Here is an 18,317-nt window from a genome sequence, read left to right as displayed (position 1 = left end):
GAAAGCATGCTAAGAACTCAACATGTGGGATCCATCTCTTTATTTTTCTGCCTAAGTTTAGGTACATACGTCAACGTGGCTTGGGCGGAAAGCAATACCAACAGCACACAACATTTTGTGCCGCCTCACGACGTGGCTGAAATTGACAAAATCGCATCGCCCCCCAAAGGTAGTGGACTTTTATACCAAATTCCACAGTGGATCGACTCACTTCCAACCGTTCTACCTGAAGAATCGGACGAGCTGATTGTGCCCACGACTGATCTCACTGAAGAACGCACATGGGTCGACCGCCAGCAAAAAGAAGTTCGAAACTGGGCAGACCGAACAGCCGCCAAAATGGACAATTGGTTTGGTGAAACTGATCCTAAAAAACCGGCTACAGCCACCTTACGGGTCTTGGTCGATAACCGCTGGAATAAACATGATGAATATGATGTAAAACCGCGTATTCGGGGTCGAGTCAAACTTCCAACTTTAGAACATAAACTCAGTGTCGTATTTGGGGATGACTCATTAGATAATGAACTACAAAACAATGTTGCAATTACCAATGAAAATCCACCCAGTGCGAATAACGATAAAACATTTGACCGCCGCCAAACCCGTGATGCCAATAGCTCACTGGCTTTAAGATGGTCGCAACTGTCAGATCGTCTGCCTTTTGAAACCGATTTCGACTTGGGTGTACGTTCAGGGGATGATATCTATGCGCGTATCGAGTTATCGAGAGAATGGAAACTCGACAATGATTTTCGTGCGTATGCTGAACAGATTTACCGTTATGGTATCGACAGTGAAAATTATTTACGTACCAACCTAGAGCTGACCCATGCGCGACCCAATCAACCCTTTTTATCCAATCAGTTCAGTCTGACCTATGCCGACGAACAAGATGATGATCTGCTCTGGGATAACTATAGCTTTAGACAACACCAATTCTTTCATGGCAATCGTTTTAACTACGGCATTTACACTGGCGGTTTCTACAACAACGACGACCTGCGCTTGAACCGTTGGGGGCCTTTTGTCTCGTGGCGTCAACCCTTCTTACGCGAGTGGTTTTATATCCAAGGCGATTTAAATTATTTTAACGATCACCGTGAAGACCGCAGCCATTACGTCAGTGCTTTGGTGCGTTTTGAAGCTTTATTTTAAGGCCGTGGTGAAGCTTTAGCCTAAACTGTGGATAAGTTCTCACTTATCCACGGATATCCACATCAGCTTCTTTTCCGCCAATTTAATCGATGCATTTAACAGATATTAAGGCGCTTGACCCAATGGGTTGACATAAAAAAGCCTATCTTAGCGATAGGCTTTTTTTAAACATTTAATAGCTTATTGAAGCAATAAGCTGTTAATCCGTTTGATATATTCGGCAGGATCATCAGGTAAGCCACCTTCAGCAATCACCGCTTGGTCAAAAATTACATTGGCCAAGTCATCAAACTGTGCCGAATTTTCTAATTTTCTTACCAATGGATGCTCTGGGTTAATTTCCAAAATTGGCTTGCTTTCAGGTACGGCCTGACCCGCTTGTTGCAGCATACGAATCAGTTGTGGAGAAAGTTCTCCCTCACCTGTCACCAAGCATGCAGGTGAATCGACCAAACGTGTGGTCACACGTACTTCTTTGGTCTTGGCTTTCAATGAATCAGACAATTTTTCAACCACAGGTTTAAACTGCTCTGCGGCTGCCTCAAGTGCTTTCTTCTCTTCGGCATCTTGTAAATCACCTAAGTCGACTGCACCTTTCGCCACGTTCTGCATTGGTGTGCCATCAAACTCATGCACAAATTCCATTGCCCATTCATCGACACGGTCTGCCATGAGTAAGACTTCAATGCCTTTTTTCTTAAACAGCTCAAGTTGTGGCGAGTTCTTCGCAGCATTGAGACTGTCTGCAGTCACATAGTAAATCGCTTTTTGCCCCTCAGGCATACGCGCTTTATAGTCCTGCAAAGAAGTGCTCACCGCATCATTGTTTGAAGTTGAGAAGCGTAAAAGTTTTAAAATACGCTCACGGTTACCCAAGTCTTCGCCCAAACCTTCTTTCAACACTGAACCAAATTCACGGTAGAAGGTTTTGAACTTCTCTTGATCTTTTTCATCTTCCGATTTGGCTAAACCATCCAACATGGTCAATACACGGCGTGCATTCCCTTCACGAATGGTTTTCACATCGCGGCTTTCTTGTAACAGCTCACGACTGACGTTTAATGGTAAATCGGCACTATCGACCACCCCTTGAACAAAGCGTAAATAGTTTGGAATCAAGTTATCCGCGTCATCCATAATGAAGACCCGTTTTACATAGAGCTTAATTCCTGCTTTGGCTTCACGGGTAAAGATATTCGCAGCAGCTTTACTCGGTACATACAACAACTGCGTATATTCGGTACTGCCTTCAACACGGTTATGCGCCCATGCCAGTGGGGCTTCAAAATCATGGCTGAGATTCTTATAGAACTCGACGTACTGCTCTTCGGTCACTTCATTTTTATTACGTGTCCACAGAGCGCTGGCTGAATTAATCGCTTCCCACTCACCCGTTTTCACATACTGACCCGGTTTTGGCTCTTCACCTTCAACCGCTTCTTCTTGCTGCCAAACCTCTTTTTGCATCTCAATCGGCAGGCTAATGTGATCCGAGTATTTATTGATAATTTGCTTCACTTTATGAGGCTGTAAATAGTCCAACGCATCTTCACGCAAATGTAAAATAATATCGGTACCGCGGCTGTCTTTGTGGATCTGCTCGACTTCGAACTCACCCGTGCCCGCACTGACCCAACGTACCGCCTGATCAGCATGCACACCTGCACGGCGTGATTCTACGGTAATTTTGTCAGCCACAATAAAGCCTGAGTAGAAACCTACACCAAACTGACCAATCAGTTGTGCATCTGATTTTTGGTCACCTGTGAGCTTAGACATAAAGTCCTTGGTTCCAGACTTAGCAATCGTACCTAAGTGGTCAATCGCTTCTTGTTCAGTTAAACCAATCCCATTATCTGAAATGGTCAGTGTTTGATTGGCTTCATCAAAGCTGACGCGCACATGTAGGTCTGGGTCATTTTCATAATATTCAGGATGATTAATGCCTTCAAAACGCAATTTATCGCAGGCATCGGACGCATTTGAGATCAATTCACGTAGGAAAATGTCAGGATTTGAATACAGTGAGTGCGTCACTAAATGTAATAGCTGAGCCACTTCAGCTTGGAAACTATGTTTATGTGCGTTTTGCTCGCTCATCAATCGCTCCTTAATGTATTAAGTCTTATAGAGAATGCTTAATGAATTGGAGTGAGCGATACGTTTTTCAATAGCAATCACAAGTTTTTTTACTTTTTTTAAAATGGACCTTGACGGTAAATACGACCTAAATTCAGCTCTAACTGCTGCTGGCGCATTTTATACACATCCATGAGGCAACTTTGTGAAGCACCACAACGGTCACGGAGACTCAACCACTTCACTTGCTCATCCTGAATCATGCCACGTGTCCCCATCGGAACAAGACGTTTTAAAATGGTATAAGTGGTGGCCATTTTCACATCGGCGTCATTGATTTGGCGATATTCACAAATCGCATGTTCTGTCGTCGTTTTTGCTTTATCACAATTAAAACTTGCCGCTTGAGCATGCATGCTACACGCCAAACCACAGACTAAACCGATCCCGAGCATAGATTTCATTTTTATAACTCTCTTATTCTGTTTCTATCCATTCTATAGATGATTTTCTTTTAATACTGAATCATCGTGATTTATTTCAACGTTGACCACTATTCAACTTTAGTCTTTGCATAAAAAAACCCCATCATCGATGAGGTTCTTAAAAAGCTACTTTTGATTATTAAAATTTGTAGCTATAACCGAGGGTATAAATCACTGGATCGATATCTAATTTGAAGTTTTCAACCACAGTTTCAACTTTTGGGTTTAAGTCCGCATAACGAACATCAACAAACACACCCCAGTTTTTTGCATCAGCAGGTTGGTAATTAAAACCAAGTTGAGCAGCATAGCCGTAGTCATCTTTGACTTTAACTTTAGTTCCTGAGAGTACACCTGAAGTTTCTTCATCCCAAGCAATAAATGCTGTTGCACCGACACCAATATAAGGCGTGAAACCTGTTGAATTTTTAAAGTTATATTTTGCAGTCACTGTTGGCGGCAAATGCTTCAGTTTTACAGCATTGCTACCATTTACTGTCACGTCATGGCTAATTGGTGTCGCCAATAGCAGCTCTGCAGAAATATTGTCATTAAAGAAATATTCAACCGATGGCGTAAACGCGAGTTCGCTATCTGCTTCAACCGTTAATGTACCATTCGCAATTTTCGTGTCCTGCGTTGGCGCAATTGCAGATCCACCGACTTTGACTTGCCATTGACCTGCCATTGCAGCAGATGCAGAAAGACCCATTAATGTAATTAGAGCAATTTGCTTCAACATTTCAAACAACCTCTGTTTGTAAAATAATTAATATAAAAATTAACATTAACTCATCATAAACAAGAGTGTAATTAATATGCAATTATAATAATAATGNGACGAGTTGGAGAATCATATTCTACGTGTGAAGTATTAATTGTAATACCACGTGCTTTTTCTTCTGGTGCAGAGTCAATTGCAGCGTAGTCTTTCGCTTCGCCACCGAATTTCTTCGCACATACAGTTGCAATTGCAGCTGTTAAAGTTGTTTTACCATGGTCAACGTGACCGATTGTGCCCACGTTAACGTGTGGCTTATTACGTTCAAACTTAGCCTTAGCCATGTTCATCTTCCTCGTTTACGTCGAACACAGGTATAAACAACTCAGTATCGACACATCGCCTAAAAAATCAAACACCAAATACTTGAAAAGCAGACTAATAAGCCTGCTTCTTTAAAAATTTGTAGAAATTCTACTAAACTGTAATCTGGAGCTCTTATCGAGATTTGAACTCGAGACCTCTCCCTTACCAAGGGAGTGCTCTACCACTGAGCTATAAGAGCAAATATAAAACTTCAAATGGAGCGGGAGACGAGGGTCGAACTCGCGACATGTAGCTTGGAAGGCTACCGCTCTACCAACTGAGCTACTCCCGCACGATGTTGGTACAAAGACCACTTTCTTGAAGTCTTAAAATTGGTGGTGAGGGAAGGATTCGAACCTTCGAAACTTTCGTAGCGGAGTTACAGTCCGCCCCCTTTGACCGCTCGGGAACCTCACCATTTTACACTTACTTCAGTGTCGCTCTTTACTTAACTCACTCAACTCCCTAAGATGGTGCCGGCACACGGATTCGAACTGTGGACCTACTGATTACAAGTCAGTTGCTCTACCAACTGAGCTATGCCGGCGTTTCTTAGTGTTTCGTACGTTTCGTATCGGAACGGTGTGCAGTTTAGCAAAACTCAAAATCCTTGCAAGTGTTTTTTTCAAAAAAAACGTCAAAAACTCACAAAATCAATCCGTTTGACGATAATTCAACCGCTTTGATCACTGCGCGAGCTTTTATTTGGGTTTCATTCCACTCAGATTCAGGATTTGAGTCGTAAACAAGCCCCGCTCCTGCCTGAACATAGACCTTATTTTCACGAATAACGCAGGTACGAATCGCAATCGACATGTCCATTTCGCCATGCCAGCCTAAATAACCAACAGCACCACCAAAAATTCCACGTTTTACGGGTTCTACTTGGTCAATAATTTCCATCGCACGAATTTTTGGTGCACCTGAAAGTGTACCTGCTGGGAAAGTTGCTTTAAAAACATCCAAAGCATCTACATCATCACGAACTTCGCCTTGCACATTGGAAACAATATGCATGACATGCGAATAACGTTCGATCACCATTTGATCAGTCACTTGCACTTTGCCAATTTTCGAGACGCGACCGACATCATTTCGACCCAAGTCAATCAGCATTAAATGTTCAGCAATCTCTTTTTCATCCGACAGCAAGTCTTGTTCAAGCGCCAAATCTTCTTCTTTGGTTTTACCACGCGGTCGCGTACCTGCCAGCGGACGCACGGTTACAATCCCATTTTCAAGGCGAGATAAAATTTCAGGGGAAGAACCGACAATATGAAAAGGCTGATTATTTTCCAAAGTTTGCCCCTGTACCAAGAACAAATAAGGCGATGGGTTCAAATGACGTAGCGCACGATAGACTTGTAAAGGTTCACCATCGAAGTCAGAGACCATACGGTGCCCTGGCACCACCTGCATCACATCGCCCGCACGGATGTATTCTTTTACCGTTGCAATCGATTCTAAGAATTTGGCTTTGCCCGTGAGTGACTCAAAATGTGGCGCGGTATGCGGCGTGGCTTTTAGACTAATGGGCGTTGCGAGTAAATCTTCCAATGCATCCAGTTGCTGCTGAGCTTGGCTATACGCGTCCACATCAACCACATCGGCATGCACAATCAAGAATAAAGTATCTTTTAAGTTATCAAACACAATCACTGTTTTAGACAGCATCATCCAAATATCAGGCAAACCCACTGGGTCTGCTTCTGGCGCGTTATTTAAACGCGGCTCAATATAACGTACGGCATCATAACCAAAGTAGCCCACCAAGCCACCCGTAAAGCTTGGCAGAGCAGGTAAATCAGCTTGAGTAGGTACTTTATACTGCGACTGAAAATCCCGGATGAATTGAAACGGATCTGTACAGGGTTGCTTTTCTATAGTGCCGTCGGCTTGTTGAATGGTCAGCTCACCCGCGTTGCATGAGAACACGGTAGATTCACCTAAACCAATAATAGAATAGCGTGCCCAGTTCTCCCCACCTTCCACAGATTCAAACAAATAGGCCTGTTTATGCTCTTTTAGGCGCGCAAAGACCGACAATGGTGTCTCAGTATCGGCTAAGCGCTGACGATAGACTGGAATCAGGTTATAACCCGCTGTTTTGAGTTGATCGAATTGTGTTTGCGTTATCATGAGTGTTCTCTATTTTTTCAATATGGCGTGATCAGTTTTTTAAAATTAGTGCTTGGAGTTTCGCCATCGAAAAGTCATATGTTTACTCATGTTCATTCCTTCGTTTGCAAAGTTACCCGATCAGTTCACACAGATTATCCACCACTTGCTGTGGCTGACAGTCTAAAATATTTTCACCATGATTATAGCCATAGCTGACCACAACACAATCAATACCCGCACGGCGTGCAGCCTCAACATCATTGGATGAGTCCCCAATCATTAAGGCCTGATCTTTGCTTTGTGCATATTGCTCAACACAGTGTAACAATTGACGCGGATGCGGTTTGCGCTCTTCGAAACGATCGCCGCCGATGACATCAGCAAAATAATGGGTCATGCCTAAATGATCGACAATAGCACGTGCAGGCGCTTCAGGTTTATTAGTCACGCAAATCATGGTTTTCTTTTGTGCCAAGCCCCATTCTAAAAACTCAAGAATGCCGTCGAAAGGCTGAGTTTCCACACATGGGTCGGCATTATAAATTTTTAAAAACGTCTCCAACAATTGTTGTTGCTGGGCAGGATCAACTTTACCTGTTAAATGTTGCAAGGTACTTTGACAAAACAGCGCTGTTCCCTTCCCAACCCAGACCCGCACCTGCGCTTCAGTAACGGTAGGCAGCTGCAAAGCATTCAGGCTCATATTCATCGCACGATGCAAATCTGTTGCTGAATCCACCAAAGTTCCATCTAAATCGAAAAGTAAAACCTCTCGCTGTGCCACATTTGCAATATTCATTCACCCTCACTCATTTTTATCATGTACTGCCCAAAAACAATCAAGGCATGCTTGTGCATGCCTTGATTGTAGTGTGATCTGCATTTTATTTGAACATCAGCCAAGCAATAATCGCTAAAATAATCAAGACAATAATCGAGATTAACCCCAGCGAGGCATTTTTCTGAGTTTCAGCCTCTTGTTCAACCTGTACTTTTGGAGCCTCGTTGTTCTCAACCTGAGGCACGCTAGGCGCAGTCAAATCCACCCCTGCAGGAATAGGCGCGGGTTTCGGAATACCGACATTTTGCGGCATACCGTCACGCGTTAAACTCACATTACCATCGCGTTCTTTTAGCTCAGGCATACCCTGATCGCTCATATGCTGTGCTGCCGTTTTCGGCTGTTCTGGCTCAACAATAGGCGCATCAACACTCACTTCCGCTTGAGCCGTTTCTGAAGCAGCTACCGCTTCTGATGGCTGGCTAATCGGCGCTTCAACCACAGCTGCACCCAAAGTTGCCGCCTCTACCGATTCCACCACGTCTTCTAACGCTTTCGCAGGCTCAAAGACCGAAAACTTTAAGCTTGCAAACTGGACGATATCACCCTGCTTCAACAACGTTTCTGCCGCAATTTGCACATCATTCACATATGTGCCATTTGAAGAACCCAAGTCTTGTAGCCACAAAGCCTGGTCTTTCAGTAAAAAGGCCGCATGTTTACGCGAAATTTCAGATTGTTGTAATAAAATATCCGCTGCTTGATGACGACCGACCAACATATCACGATCAATGCTAATTTCCTGACCCGTTAATTCGCCAGTAATTGCTTGTATTTTCCAAGTCATGACTTATCTCTCTATGTGCTGATTTATGATAACACAGAGAATATTCTTTACCATTCCACCTTCCCTCGCAGATGAATGGCAGGACAGCTAGGCTGAACCTATCGAGATATTCTCAGTATATCGCCCAGGGATGGAATAGCTTGTCGATACCACCTGTGCCATGTGTGCCACACGAGCACCTTGAACATTTTGCATCATCAAGTTCAAGCCAATCTGAGAATGAATCCTTGGGTATAACTGACGCGAGGTGGTATTTTTAGGAACACTAGCAATCGGCTGTTTACGAATCGCAGGCTCAATGGCCACAGGCGTTGTTTCAACCATCGGTTGCGTTGTGGTTGGACTGCTTGGCACTTGTTGATACGATTGTGGCAAGGCCGGTTTGGTTGATGTCACAGGCAAACGCTGTTGGAAGATATCATCGACATTTTCAGGCAACTTGGCAAAGCTACCATCTTTATCCATGGCCAACTGCAAACTATAAAGCTGACTGTAGCGCTGCTGAGAAAGGCGACGTGCAGACTCCCCATCTCCCACAATCGTCGGATGAATGAAAACCAACAAATTGCGTTTCTGATCTGACTTGCCATCTGAACGGAACAAACGCCCTAACCCTGGTATTGCACCAAGACCTGGGATCGATTGGCGTGAATAAGATGTGTTATCTGAAATCAAGCCACCTAAAACGATGGTATTGCCATGTTCCGCCAAGACTGAGGTTTTAATCGCACGCTTACTGGTGACCAAATCCTGCGCTTCACCTTTATTGGTTTTGACATCCGAGACTTCTTGTTCAATCTCTAAGCGGATGGTGCCACCTTCACCAATATGCGGCACCACCTTAAGCGTCACCCCTACATCTTTACGTTCAATGGTGGTGTAGGGGTTAGCCGTACCTGAAGAGGTGGTAGAAACTGAGCCTGTTACAAAGGGCACATTTTCACCCACGACGATATAGGCTTCTTCATTGTCCATAGTGACAATCGATGGTGTAGACAGCAGATTCGACTTGGTATTACTTTTTAACGCTTGGATCATCGCGCCATATAACTGACGCGAGCCATCACTGCCTTCTTTATAATCCCCAAGGATTAACGAACCACCCGCGCCAATTGCACTTGCAGCCCCCGCACCGCCACCCGTTAAATAATTCGCAGCAATACTTTTGAGACTCGAACCAATATTGTCAAAATTGATAATCCCAACACCACTACTTAAATCACCCATCGCCCATTGCACGCCCAATTGGTCGGCATCGTTACCTTCCACCTCGAGAATAGTCGCCTCAATTAGGACTTGCTGACGGCGGGTATCCAACTGCTGAATGGCAGACTCGATTTCACGCATCAACTGAGGGTCTGCTTTGACCACCAATGCATTTTGCGAACTATCGGCAATAATACTGACCCCATTACTGTTAAAGCTGGAGATGTTATTCTGATTGCGATTGGACTGGCTATTTAAGTTAATACTTGGGGTAGAAATCTGTGAAGATGAACCTTCACTCGAGCTATTACTTTGGTTATAGCTCGAATTACTATTGTTATTGCTGTCGTTAGACTGGCTAGAATTAACAGCCTGCCCTGAGACCAAACCTTGTAAAATTTCGGATAAGCTTTTAGCGCTAGCATATTTTAAGCGGAACACTTTCAAGCCCCCCAAACGCTCCGCAGCAGGCACATCCAGCATCTCGATCATTTGGCGAATGCGTTTACGCGTCGCGGTATCCCCTTTTAGAATAATCCGATTGGTACGGTTATCTGCAATGATCCGTATTCTGGAACCTTTTAAATCTTTGATCGAGCCCGTTCCGCTCATACTTTCTAGTAACCCAATCATTTCTTCAGCCTGACTCGACTGCAACGACACCGCTTCGATGTCATTTTGTCCCGTCCCATCCAAATTACGGATGATGGTCTCAAGCTGATAGATATTGCTGGCGCGATCAGACACAATCAGTGCATTGGTGCCATTCACCGCAGATAAATGTGCAAACTGCGGCATCAATGGACGCAGTGCAGGAATCAGGTCATTGGCATTGGTGTTTTCCAGCCAAATCACCCGCGTCACAACCTGATCGCCTGTGGCGCGGTGACGAACATCATAGGGAATGCCAGAACTTTTGACATTACTGTCAGGCACAATTTTAATGGTCCGACCAGAAGGAATCGCGACCACACCGTTGACATTCAAGACCCCTAAGAACAAGTCGTAGACTTCTTGCTTATTCAACGCTTTGTTTGAAATCACCGTGACATTGCCGCGTACCCGTGGATCAACTGCAAAGTTTTTCCCAGTGATATCCGCAACTTCATTAATAAATGCAGTTAAGTCCGCATCGCGCAGATTAATTTTCCATGTTTGTGCATAGCTGGCTGTACTCACCATGGCAAGCAAAGGCGCTGCGATTGTCAGTGCCCAAACAGGGCGGTGATTCAATAAAGCCATAAATCCAAGTCATTCCTAACTAATATTGGTGATGTTCGATCACTGAAAATTCTGTTGTACCGTAATGATACGATCACCACGTTTCACTTCTATTTTTACTTGTCCTTCACGGCGCGCACGTTCTAACAACTGCGCGTCGTTTTGCCCCTGTCCGATCGTTTGACCATTTAAAGACATAATTTGATCCCCAGCCTGCAAGCCTAAACGGCTTCGCAGTGCAGCTGGTGTTTGCTCAGTGACTTGATAACCCTGCCCTGTGTTATTGGTATTTACACCCAAATCTTTTAAATATTGCTCACGATCTTGTTGTAAGTTCTGTACTGCTTGGCCTAATGCTTGCTGCTCTTGACTCACAACAGGCGCTGCAACGGGTGCTGTTGATGGGGGCACAATTTGCTGATCTAAATTATCAATCCCTTGAAAGAACAATTCTCGGGTTTGCCCACTGTTATTTTTAAGAATTGCGCGATCCCAATACACCTCTGCCAAATAATAAGCGCTGCCTTCGATGTTTTCCCCCACTCGATAACGCTCTGCCACATTATTTGCCTTAATCACAGCAGATGAGAACTGACTGGGTTGTCCAACCACCACCCCTTGTAGCTGTAAATTGAGCTGATCATCTGCGGGATTCTTACTTTGCTCTGCAAATAACGCAAAATTGGTAATATTCGGAACTTGAGGTTGCTGCGAACCCAATTCAACGCGTGGCATTTGCATGACTTGTGGTGGCGCCACCCAAAGCCAAAATAAGCCAGCCAACTTCCAGCATAGTGCCAAGATCAAAAGCATTAAGCACAGTGGTGCTATACGTTCAAACTGTTTGAGATTTAACTCTGGTAATTTTTGCAGCTCGAAACCCATTAAAAGCCCCCACTAAGTAAAGGCTGACGTGAACTCACCACATAACTATCTAGGCCTGCTTTGCCTTGATATGACGGGACATTCAACATAAGACGCTGGGTTAATTGCACATCTAACATCAGACTTGGGTCGATGGTCAGGTTCATCAATTTTTGTTGTCGTTGATCGCGTAAATCGACCATCAGCTTATTTTGCTCCTGCGACAAACGACCCGCCAACGATGGAATCTGCATTTGTTGTGGGCGCTGCGCAAAGATATACATGAGTTCGCCGCCTGCCCATTGTATCCCCCCATCCACTTGGTCAAATCCCTGCTCTTTTTTATAATTAAAATCAATTTCTTGTAACTGAATCGCATTACTCGGCCATTGCCAATTGGCCAACGACTTTAACGTTTCGGGTGCAATTTGTCCGTTTAAATCACGCACCATTATTTTTTTTCCAAACCCATAGGCCAAAACGCCTTCAAGCTTGGTATTGGCACTATAAATTTCGAGATTGACCCCTGCACGAAGGAGCAGCAAATCTAAAGGTCGGGTAGTCCAAAGCACAGTTCCACGCAATTTTCCAGTTTGCCAATCGGCCTGTCCATGCCAAATATTACCGCTGACGTTATGTAAAACTTGGTTGTTTTTATAAAATTTTGCAATAAGCCATGCCGCAGGAATTTGCAGCAAAACAAAAACTAAAAAGGCAACGACTGCAAACATCCACCACGTGATGTATTTAGGTTTTGTGATTCTCCCACCACGAACTTTCAATTATTCTTCCTTGCTTCATTTCTTGTCTTTCTTTGATAGACATTATGCATAATTTTACAACAACACCAAACTTTAACTATAAAAAAAACCAAGCAGATGATGCTTGGTTTTTTGAGCTTATGTCACATCTGTGACAAGGTGATGACTTAGATTAGAAAATCTTCAAGCTTCGCACCTTTTTCTAACTGAGCCACTAACCAACGTGGTTGCTTACCACGGCCAGTCCATGTCTCAGCAGCATTGCCTTTGTTACGGTAACGCGGTTCAACCGACTTACGTGTGCCTTTTTTACGCTTAGTCGCGCCAAACTCTAAAATTTGTTCAATGCTTAAGCCTACATTTTCCGCAATCGCGTTAATTTGGGTATAAGCATCTTCAATTGCTTGATCTTTTTTAGATGCAATTAAAGCTTCCGCTTCGATTTGTAGACGCTTTAACTCTTCTACGGATAAATTACTAATATCTGGCATTACATTAACTCCATTAACCAACATTTTATTTACTGAGCCTATTTAATAATATTTTGATTAGACCAAAGACTCAACTCATCCATGACTTAAACAACAATACTTAGACAGTATTTATATAGTCTAGCGACTTTTAAAATAAATAAAAAGATATTTATATTTGGTGACCGACCGTTAACTCAAATTCTTTGAGTTTTTGACGCACCAGTTCAGGAATTAATGTTTTCTGCATATTGGTTTTATCGACGCAAACAATGACCGCTTCTGCTTCCGCAACTAACGCTTGTTGCTGTTCACTCCATAATAAATAGTGCATACGAAATGCACTATTTCTGAGTTCTTCAATACGCGCACTAATTTTTAATTGGTCTGGATAAAATACTGGTTTTAAATATTTGCACTGATTTAATGCAACAACAGTTAGCACATCAGCAGATAAAATACCCGTATGTTCAATATAAGCCAAACGAGCACTTTCAACATAACGATAATACATTACATTATTAACATGACCAAAGGCATCCATATCTCCCCAAGCCACGTGTTGAGTATAAACCAATGGGTAATCTAAAACGCTCTGCATTATGCACCTATATTTTCATTTCTACAAAATTTGCATTATTTTCAAAAATTAAATTTAACTGTTTAATTAAATCTTCATCACCATTTAAAGTCGATTTGATTCTTAAATAGTTCATTAATACATTATCTGGATATAAACTTAATAACGCATCTGCCTGCTCTTGCATGCCTAAAGCAGTATAAATATGCCACTTGGCAAAACTCAAAACCGGCACACTCGTATACTTCGCCTCCCATGCTTCAATGTGTTGCTGCAAGTCCACATAATCGGGTTGCTGTTTCAAAAGTTGCTGCTGGAACCACAAATAAAATACTTCCGAATTAAACTGCTGATTGAGCAAATAAATCGACAAGTGTTCGTGCTGTTCACTCATGTCTGGCATACGTGCTAATAACTTAAGCCACAGCAGTTGAACATCATAACTGCGGCTGAAAATCTGATCAGACAAGTCCAAATAACGTTGTTTTAAATCCTCTAAATTTTCATAATTGGCTTGATCAAATTTTATCAACAAACGCTTCAGCCATGCTTTTTTCACATCTTGATCTAAATGACCATATTGGGTTGAGCGTAAATACAGCCATGGAAACTGAATCGCAAAACGCCCCCATAGCTCTTTTAAACACGCTTCATAAGCGGTTTGCACATCTTTAAGCCAAGGTGAAAGTTCATGTTGATTGAGAAACTCAAGATGGGTTAACACTTGTTCTGCATCTTCTTGTGCTAAGAACAGCTCAATACGTTGCAGTTCAGCCAACTCAAAGGCCATAGCATTGCTTTGGCTCAAAGCGCTTAAGGCTTCAGGGAACTGCTCCTGCATCAGATATAAACGTGCATCGATAATACTTTTGAGCAAGCCCGACTGCGCGAAGGCATTTTGAATAAAGGCTTGTTGATCTCGGCCTGCATCCAACAACCAAATCACAGCCAGTTGTTCATAAGGATGCAAACTTTTAAAATCAAAAACAGTTTCCGCTTTGCGTTTTTCTCGACTGAGATAGCGTTTTAGCCCCAACCAAACCAAATGCAAGCTAAAACTGAGCAGCGCTAGCGCAATAAATACGATCCAGAGATTGGTTTGCAACTGCCAGTCATGCCAAAACACGTAGACATAACCTGCACCATGCCCATAACTCAAGACACTCAACGCAGCAATTGCAATTAAACTCACCAAACCATAAGCAATCAGTATTTGTTTCATTCCATTACCCCAACAACGCACGCGTACTTAAAATAGGCGTTGGGACAACCACCAATGTTTTCAGCTTATTCAGTTGTTTCAGTAGCTCTTTGGCTTTAGGGTCAGGAAGTTGTTGGATCAACAGCATCACTTCAGTTAAGTCTTTTTGATATTCAGTATATTGCCCTGAAGCTAAGGCTTGGCGTGCCAACAATAAGCGTAACTGAGCTTCTTTAAGCACGATTTGTCGTTGCATTAACGTTGTTGCAGGTGCTTGCGCAGGTTCGAGCCTCAACCATTGCTTCCAAAAGGATTCGGACGTATCGCGCGTGGTGTTTAACTGAGGTTGTTGTATTTCTCGACTTAAAGCCTGATCAATCTGTTGCAGCTGACGGTTAATCAGCGCTTGCTGCTCATTGCGCTCAGCCACAAACTTCTGAATGGTTTGCATATCTCGCGCTATGACCTGATGCAAACTTTGCTTCAACGCCACAGCCAAGTTATATTTTTCCAGCTGCATATCTAAAAAAGCCAACTTATCGGTGGCCACCACATACTGCTGTTGCTTTAAGGCAAACTCAACCAAGTCCAGTTGTTGCTTAATAAACAAAATTGGATCAATGCCCTCAACCACCAATTCGGCAGGTTGACTACTCATCGCATTCACTGTTGCAGGGTTTTGTTTCAACGATTCTTTTTGACGCTGCATAGCCACGACTTGATCGTTCAAATTGGCGCTGCGCTGTTCGATTTGGTGCATTTCATTGAGCAAAGTAGCTTGCTGTGTACTCAGCCCCCACACGTCATAACTTAGCTTCGCAATCCACGCCAATGCAGCCATCAATACAATGATAAGAATCTTCTTCATGCGTTCCCTTGCTCACTTTGTAACAACTGTACAATCGTGGCTGTCTTTAAATCTTTCAGTTCACTCATTTTAAACGGCACATGCATTTGCTGTTGATACTGCTTCAAGATCTGTGCCAAACGCTCACCCAACACCAAAAAGTGTCCTTGTTGTAGGAGCTGAATATTTGAGTCCAGCAGAGCTAACCAATTCAGCCAACTAGCCTCACTGCTGATCAGTGCGACGTAGTGATTATGTTCTGATAAACATTGAATTAGTTCAGCCTGTTGCTGCATCGTTTCATTTGGACAGCGACGCTCATACAAAACAAAGTTTAGTATAAGACGCCCGTGTTGCATTAAGGTGTCCATCATAAACTGACGCCCACCTTCTCCTCGCCAAAACGCAATGCTCGCATCACTGGCCAAGTTCTGCAAAACAGGCAGTTGTAACATCCCTTCAGAGGTTTCCACCTCAGGCACCACACTGTCCAAACCATATTCAGCCAAAGCCTGCGCTGTTTTTTGTCCGACTGCAATCCATTGAATATGCTGTAAATCGGACACCGTTAAACCGCTTTGCAGCAAATGTGCCATACCAAACTGCACAGCACTGGGGCTAACCACCACAATCACTTGGGTGTGCGCTAACTGCTGATACAAGCGTGCCAGATCATGATCCCATGCTCTAGGCAACAACTCCAGTAACGGCAATGGATAGACCTCAACAGCCTGTTGCGCTAGTGCTTGAGTGAGGCTTGCCGCGCGATCAACAGGGCGCGTATTAATAAACAGCATCGTTAAGACATATTAGTGATAAAAGGCTTTGAGTAAGTCGCCTGCACCTTGAGCCAATAACTCTTGTGCAAGGACAACACCCAAATGCTCAGCTTCAGCGGCATCACCCGCCACTTGTGCTTTGAGGAGCGTTTGCCCATCGACACTCCCCACACGCCCTTCGAGCTGAATGCGGTTGTCTGCTAAAGTAGCATAGCCTGCAATGGGTACCTGACATCCACCTTCAAGATAAGCATTGAAAGCACGTTCAGCGCGAACACAGGTATCAGTGTCTATATGTAATAAAGGATGGATTAAATCCAATACCGCTTGATCATTTGCACGACACTCTAACCCTAAAGCGCCCTGACCCACGGCAGGTAAACTCAACTCTGGTCGAATGGTATGACAGATACGTTCTGCCAACCCCAAGCGTTTTAATCCAGCACTTGCCAAAATAATAGCATCGTACTGACCCGCATCTAGCTTAGATAAACGTGTTCCCACGTTGCCTCGTAAGTCGATAATGTCTAGGTCAGGTCGTTGCTTTAAAATTTGGCATTTACGGCGTAAACTCGAAGTGCCGACCTTTGCTCCTTGTGGCAATGCATCAAAACTCACATAACTATTCGACACAAAAGCATCTAAAGGATCTTCACGCTCACAAATGACGGCCAGCGACAAACCTTCAGGCAAAGCCATCGGAACATCTTTCATCGAATGCACCGCCAAATCAGCACGACCATCCAACAAAGCTGCTTCAAGCTCTTTGACAAATAAACCTTTGCCACCAATTTTTGCCAATGGCGTATCTAAAATTTTGTCCCCTTGGGTAACAAAAGTCACCAACTCTACTGTGAGCCCCGCATGCAGTGCTTCTAAACGAGCACGAATATGTTCAGCTTGCCAAAGAGCAAGCGGGCTTTGTCGAGTAGCGATCTTTAGGGTTTTCATAAATTTTAGTATGTGCCAATAAGAATGAAACTATCTTAAACTGAATTTACCCCATTGGAAATGTATTCAGCCCAAAGCACCCCCGTCTCATCAGCAGCAGAGCCATTTAATTGGCGTGCTAAAGCTTATGTAAGCGCTCTCGCAAGCCCGGTAAATGCCGTCGACTCACTGCTAGGCGCTCATCTAACTCACGGCAACGCACTTGATACTGCCCAGAGTTGACCACTTCAAGCCCTTCTAAAAAGTGAACTGAAACCAAGGCATTACGGTGAATACGAATAAAGGCCTCCCCAAACTCATGCTCTAAGTCTTTTAAGGTTTCATCAATTAAGACACTGCCGTTTTTGTGGCGTACCGTGACATATTTTTGATCCGCCAAAAAATAATAAATATTTTCAATGGGAACCAATTCCACACCACGATAGGTTTTCGCTGCGATTTGATGTCGCTTTACGTTAAATTCGTCCATATTTTCTTTTTGTTTTATCTCGCTCATTTGAGCTTGGGTTAATTTAGTGAGGTGACCAAGCACCTGTTGCAATTCCTGTTGCATCACTGGTTTTAATAAATAACCTTCAGCATGTGACTTAAATGCATCGAGCGCATGCTCATCATAAGCTGTACAAAATACCAAAGCAGGCATCGGCTCAAGCTGACGCAAATAATGCGCACAGGTCAAACCATCCATTTCTGGCATCTGAATATCTAAAAGTACCACATCAGGTTCATATTGTTGAGTTAATTCAATTGCTTGTTGACCATGTGAGGCTGTTGCCACCACTTGATGTCCGAGCTGACTCACCAATCTAGACAAACGTTCGATTGCTAAAGGCTCATCATCACAAATTAGGATGTCCATTTATCTCCTCCCCAACAGTC

At 43.5% G+C, this 18,317-nt stretch carries 18 protein-coding genes and 4 tRNA genes; 1 reads left to right on the top strand and 21 read right to left on the bottom strand.

Going from position 1 to position 18,317, the window contains the following annotated elements; translation table 11 throughout:
- The first annotated feature begins 6 nt into the window (after window positions 1–6).
- A complete protein-coding gene (locus GVX98_RS01270) occupies window positions 7–1,158 on the top strand; it encodes a hypothetical protein (protein ID WP_159127047.1) in 1,152 nt (383 codons plus the stop codon).
- A gap of 180 nt (window positions 1,159–1,338) precedes the next feature.
- On the opposite strand, the gene htpG is transcribed toward GVX98_RS01270, so the two are convergent.
- The 21 genes from htpG to GVX98_RS01165 form a co-directional block, all read right to left on the bottom strand.
- Window positions 1,339–3,258, bottom strand: a complete 1,920-nt coding sequence (gene htpG, locus GVX98_RS01265; RefSeq protein ID WP_159127046.1) for a molecular chaperone HtpG — start codon at window positions 3,256–3,258, stop codon at window positions 1,339–1,341.
- A gap of 98 nt (window positions 3,259–3,356) precedes the next feature.
- Window positions 3,357–3,701, bottom strand: a complete 345-nt coding sequence (locus tag GVX98_RS01260) for a lysozyme inhibitor LprI family protein (RefSeq protein WP_159127045.1) — start codon at window positions 3,699–3,701, stop codon at window positions 3,357–3,359.
- A gap of 160 nt (window positions 3,702–3,861) precedes the next feature.
- Window positions 3,862–4,464 carry an OmpW family protein gene (locus GVX98_RS01255; RefSeq protein WP_004978667.1) on the bottom strand — a complete coding sequence of 201 codons (603 nt, stop codon included), beginning with the start codon at window positions 4,462–4,464 and terminating at the stop codon, window positions 3,862–3,864.
- 97 nt (window positions 4,465–4,561) lie between these two features.
- Window positions 4,562–4,787 (bottom strand): GTP-binding protein (locus GVX98_RS01250; RefSeq protein WP_228278950.1); only part of this gene is annotated, 226 nt, incomplete at its 3' end.
- Window positions 4,788–4,933: 146 nt separating this feature from the next.
- Window positions 4,934–5,008, bottom strand: a tRNA-Thr gene (locus GVX98_RS01245).
- A 17-nt stretch (window positions 5,009–5,025) separates the two neighbouring features.
- Window positions 5,026–5,101 (bottom strand) — tRNA-Gly (locus tag GVX98_RS01240).
- A 41-nt stretch (window positions 5,102–5,142) separates the two neighbouring features.
- Window positions 5,143–5,226 (bottom strand) — tRNA-Tyr (locus GVX98_RS01235).
- A gap of 54 nt (window positions 5,227–5,280) precedes the next feature.
- Window positions 5,281–5,356, bottom strand: a tRNA-Thr gene (locus GVX98_RS01230).
- Between the two features lie 98 nt (window positions 5,357–5,454).
- Window positions 5,455–6,948: an anthranilate synthase component I gene (trpE, locus tag GVX98_RS01225; RefSeq protein ID WP_159127044.1), complete on the bottom strand. Its 1,494-nt coding sequence runs from the start codon at window positions 6,946–6,948 to the stop codon at window positions 5,455–5,457.
- A 112-nt stretch (window positions 6,949–7,060) separates the two neighbouring features.
- Window positions 7,061–7,729 (bottom strand): phosphoglycolate phosphatase, encoded by a 669-nt coding sequence (gph, locus tag GVX98_RS01220; protein ID WP_159127043.1) that lies wholly within the window; start codon window positions 7,727–7,729, stop codon window positions 7,061–7,063.
- A gap of 85 nt (window positions 7,730–7,814) precedes the next feature.
- Window positions 7,815–8,558: an FHA domain-containing protein gene (locus GVX98_RS01215; protein WP_004978636.1), complete on the bottom strand. Its 744-nt coding sequence runs from the start codon at window positions 8,556–8,558 to the stop codon at window positions 7,815–7,817.
- 87 nt (window positions 8,559–8,645) lie between these two features.
- Window positions 8,646–11,006: a type II secretion system secretin GspD gene (gspD, locus tag GVX98_RS01210; RefSeq protein WP_159127042.1), complete on the bottom strand. Its 2,361-nt coding sequence runs from the start codon at window positions 11,004–11,006 to the stop codon at window positions 8,646–8,648.
- A gap of 39 nt (window positions 11,007–11,045) precedes the next feature.
- Window positions 11,046–11,870, bottom strand: a complete 825-nt coding sequence (locus tag GVX98_RS01205) for a type II secretion system protein N (RefSeq protein WP_159127041.1) — start codon at window positions 11,868–11,870, stop codon at window positions 11,046–11,048.
- Window positions 11,870–12,580 carry a type II secretion system protein N gene (gene gspN / locus GVX98_RS01200; RefSeq protein ID WP_171503317.1) on the bottom strand — a complete coding sequence of 237 codons (711 nt, stop codon included), beginning with the start codon at window positions 12,578–12,580 and terminating at the stop codon, window positions 11,870–11,872. The genes GVX98_RS01205 and gspN overlap by 1 nt, the downstream gene beginning before the upstream one ends.
- Before the next feature lie 197 nt (window positions 12,581–12,777).
- A complete protein-coding gene (locus GVX98_RS01195; RefSeq protein WP_171056712.1) occupies window positions 12,778–13,125 on the bottom strand; it encodes an H-NS family nucleoid-associated regulatory protein in 348 nt (115 codons plus the stop codon).
- A 127-nt stretch (window positions 13,126–13,252) separates the two neighbouring features.
- Window positions 13,253–13,681, bottom strand: coding sequence for a thioesterase family protein (locus GVX98_RS01190; protein ID WP_159127039.1), 429 nt, complete (start codon window positions 13,679–13,681; stop codon window positions 13,253–13,255).
- A gap of 7 nt (window positions 13,682–13,688) precedes the next feature.
- Entirely contained in the window at window positions 13,689–14,882 is a 1,194-nt protein-coding gene (locus GVX98_RS01185; RefSeq protein ID WP_159127038.1) for a heme biosynthesis protein HemY, read from the bottom strand.
- Window positions 14,883–14,886: 4 nt separating this feature from the next.
- Window positions 14,887–15,729 (bottom strand): hypothetical protein, encoded by an 843-nt coding sequence (locus tag GVX98_RS01180; RefSeq protein ID WP_159127037.1) that lies wholly within the window; start codon window positions 15,727–15,729, stop codon window positions 14,887–14,889.
- The gene (locus tag GVX98_RS01175; protein WP_125280609.1) at window positions 15,726–16,505 is read right to left on the bottom strand and encodes a uroporphyrinogen-III synthase; all 780 of its coding nucleotides are present in this window, start codon (window positions 16,503–16,505) and stop codon (window positions 15,726–15,728) included. The genes GVX98_RS01180 and GVX98_RS01175 overlap by 4 nt, the downstream gene beginning before the upstream one ends.
- Before the next feature lie 12 nt (window positions 16,506–16,517).
- A complete protein-coding gene (hemC, locus tag GVX98_RS01170; protein WP_005400986.1) occupies window positions 16,518–17,438 on the bottom strand; it encodes a hydroxymethylbilane synthase in 921 nt (306 codons plus the stop codon).
- Between the two features lie 118 nt (window positions 17,439–17,556).
- Window positions 17,557–18,297 carry a LytTR family DNA-binding domain-containing protein gene (locus GVX98_RS01165; RefSeq protein WP_004978616.1) on the bottom strand — a complete coding sequence of 247 codons (741 nt, stop codon included), beginning with the start codon at window positions 18,295–18,297 and terminating at the stop codon, window positions 17,557–17,559.
- Window positions 18,298–18,317: the final 20 nt, after the last annotated feature.

The organism is Acinetobacter sp. 8I-beige (assembly GCF_902505955.1).
Taxonomy (GTDB): domain Bacteria; phylum Pseudomonadota; class Gammaproteobacteria; order Pseudomonadales; family Moraxellaceae; genus Acinetobacter; species Acinetobacter johnsonii.
This window is presented reverse-complemented; position numbering and strand designations above follow the sequence as displayed.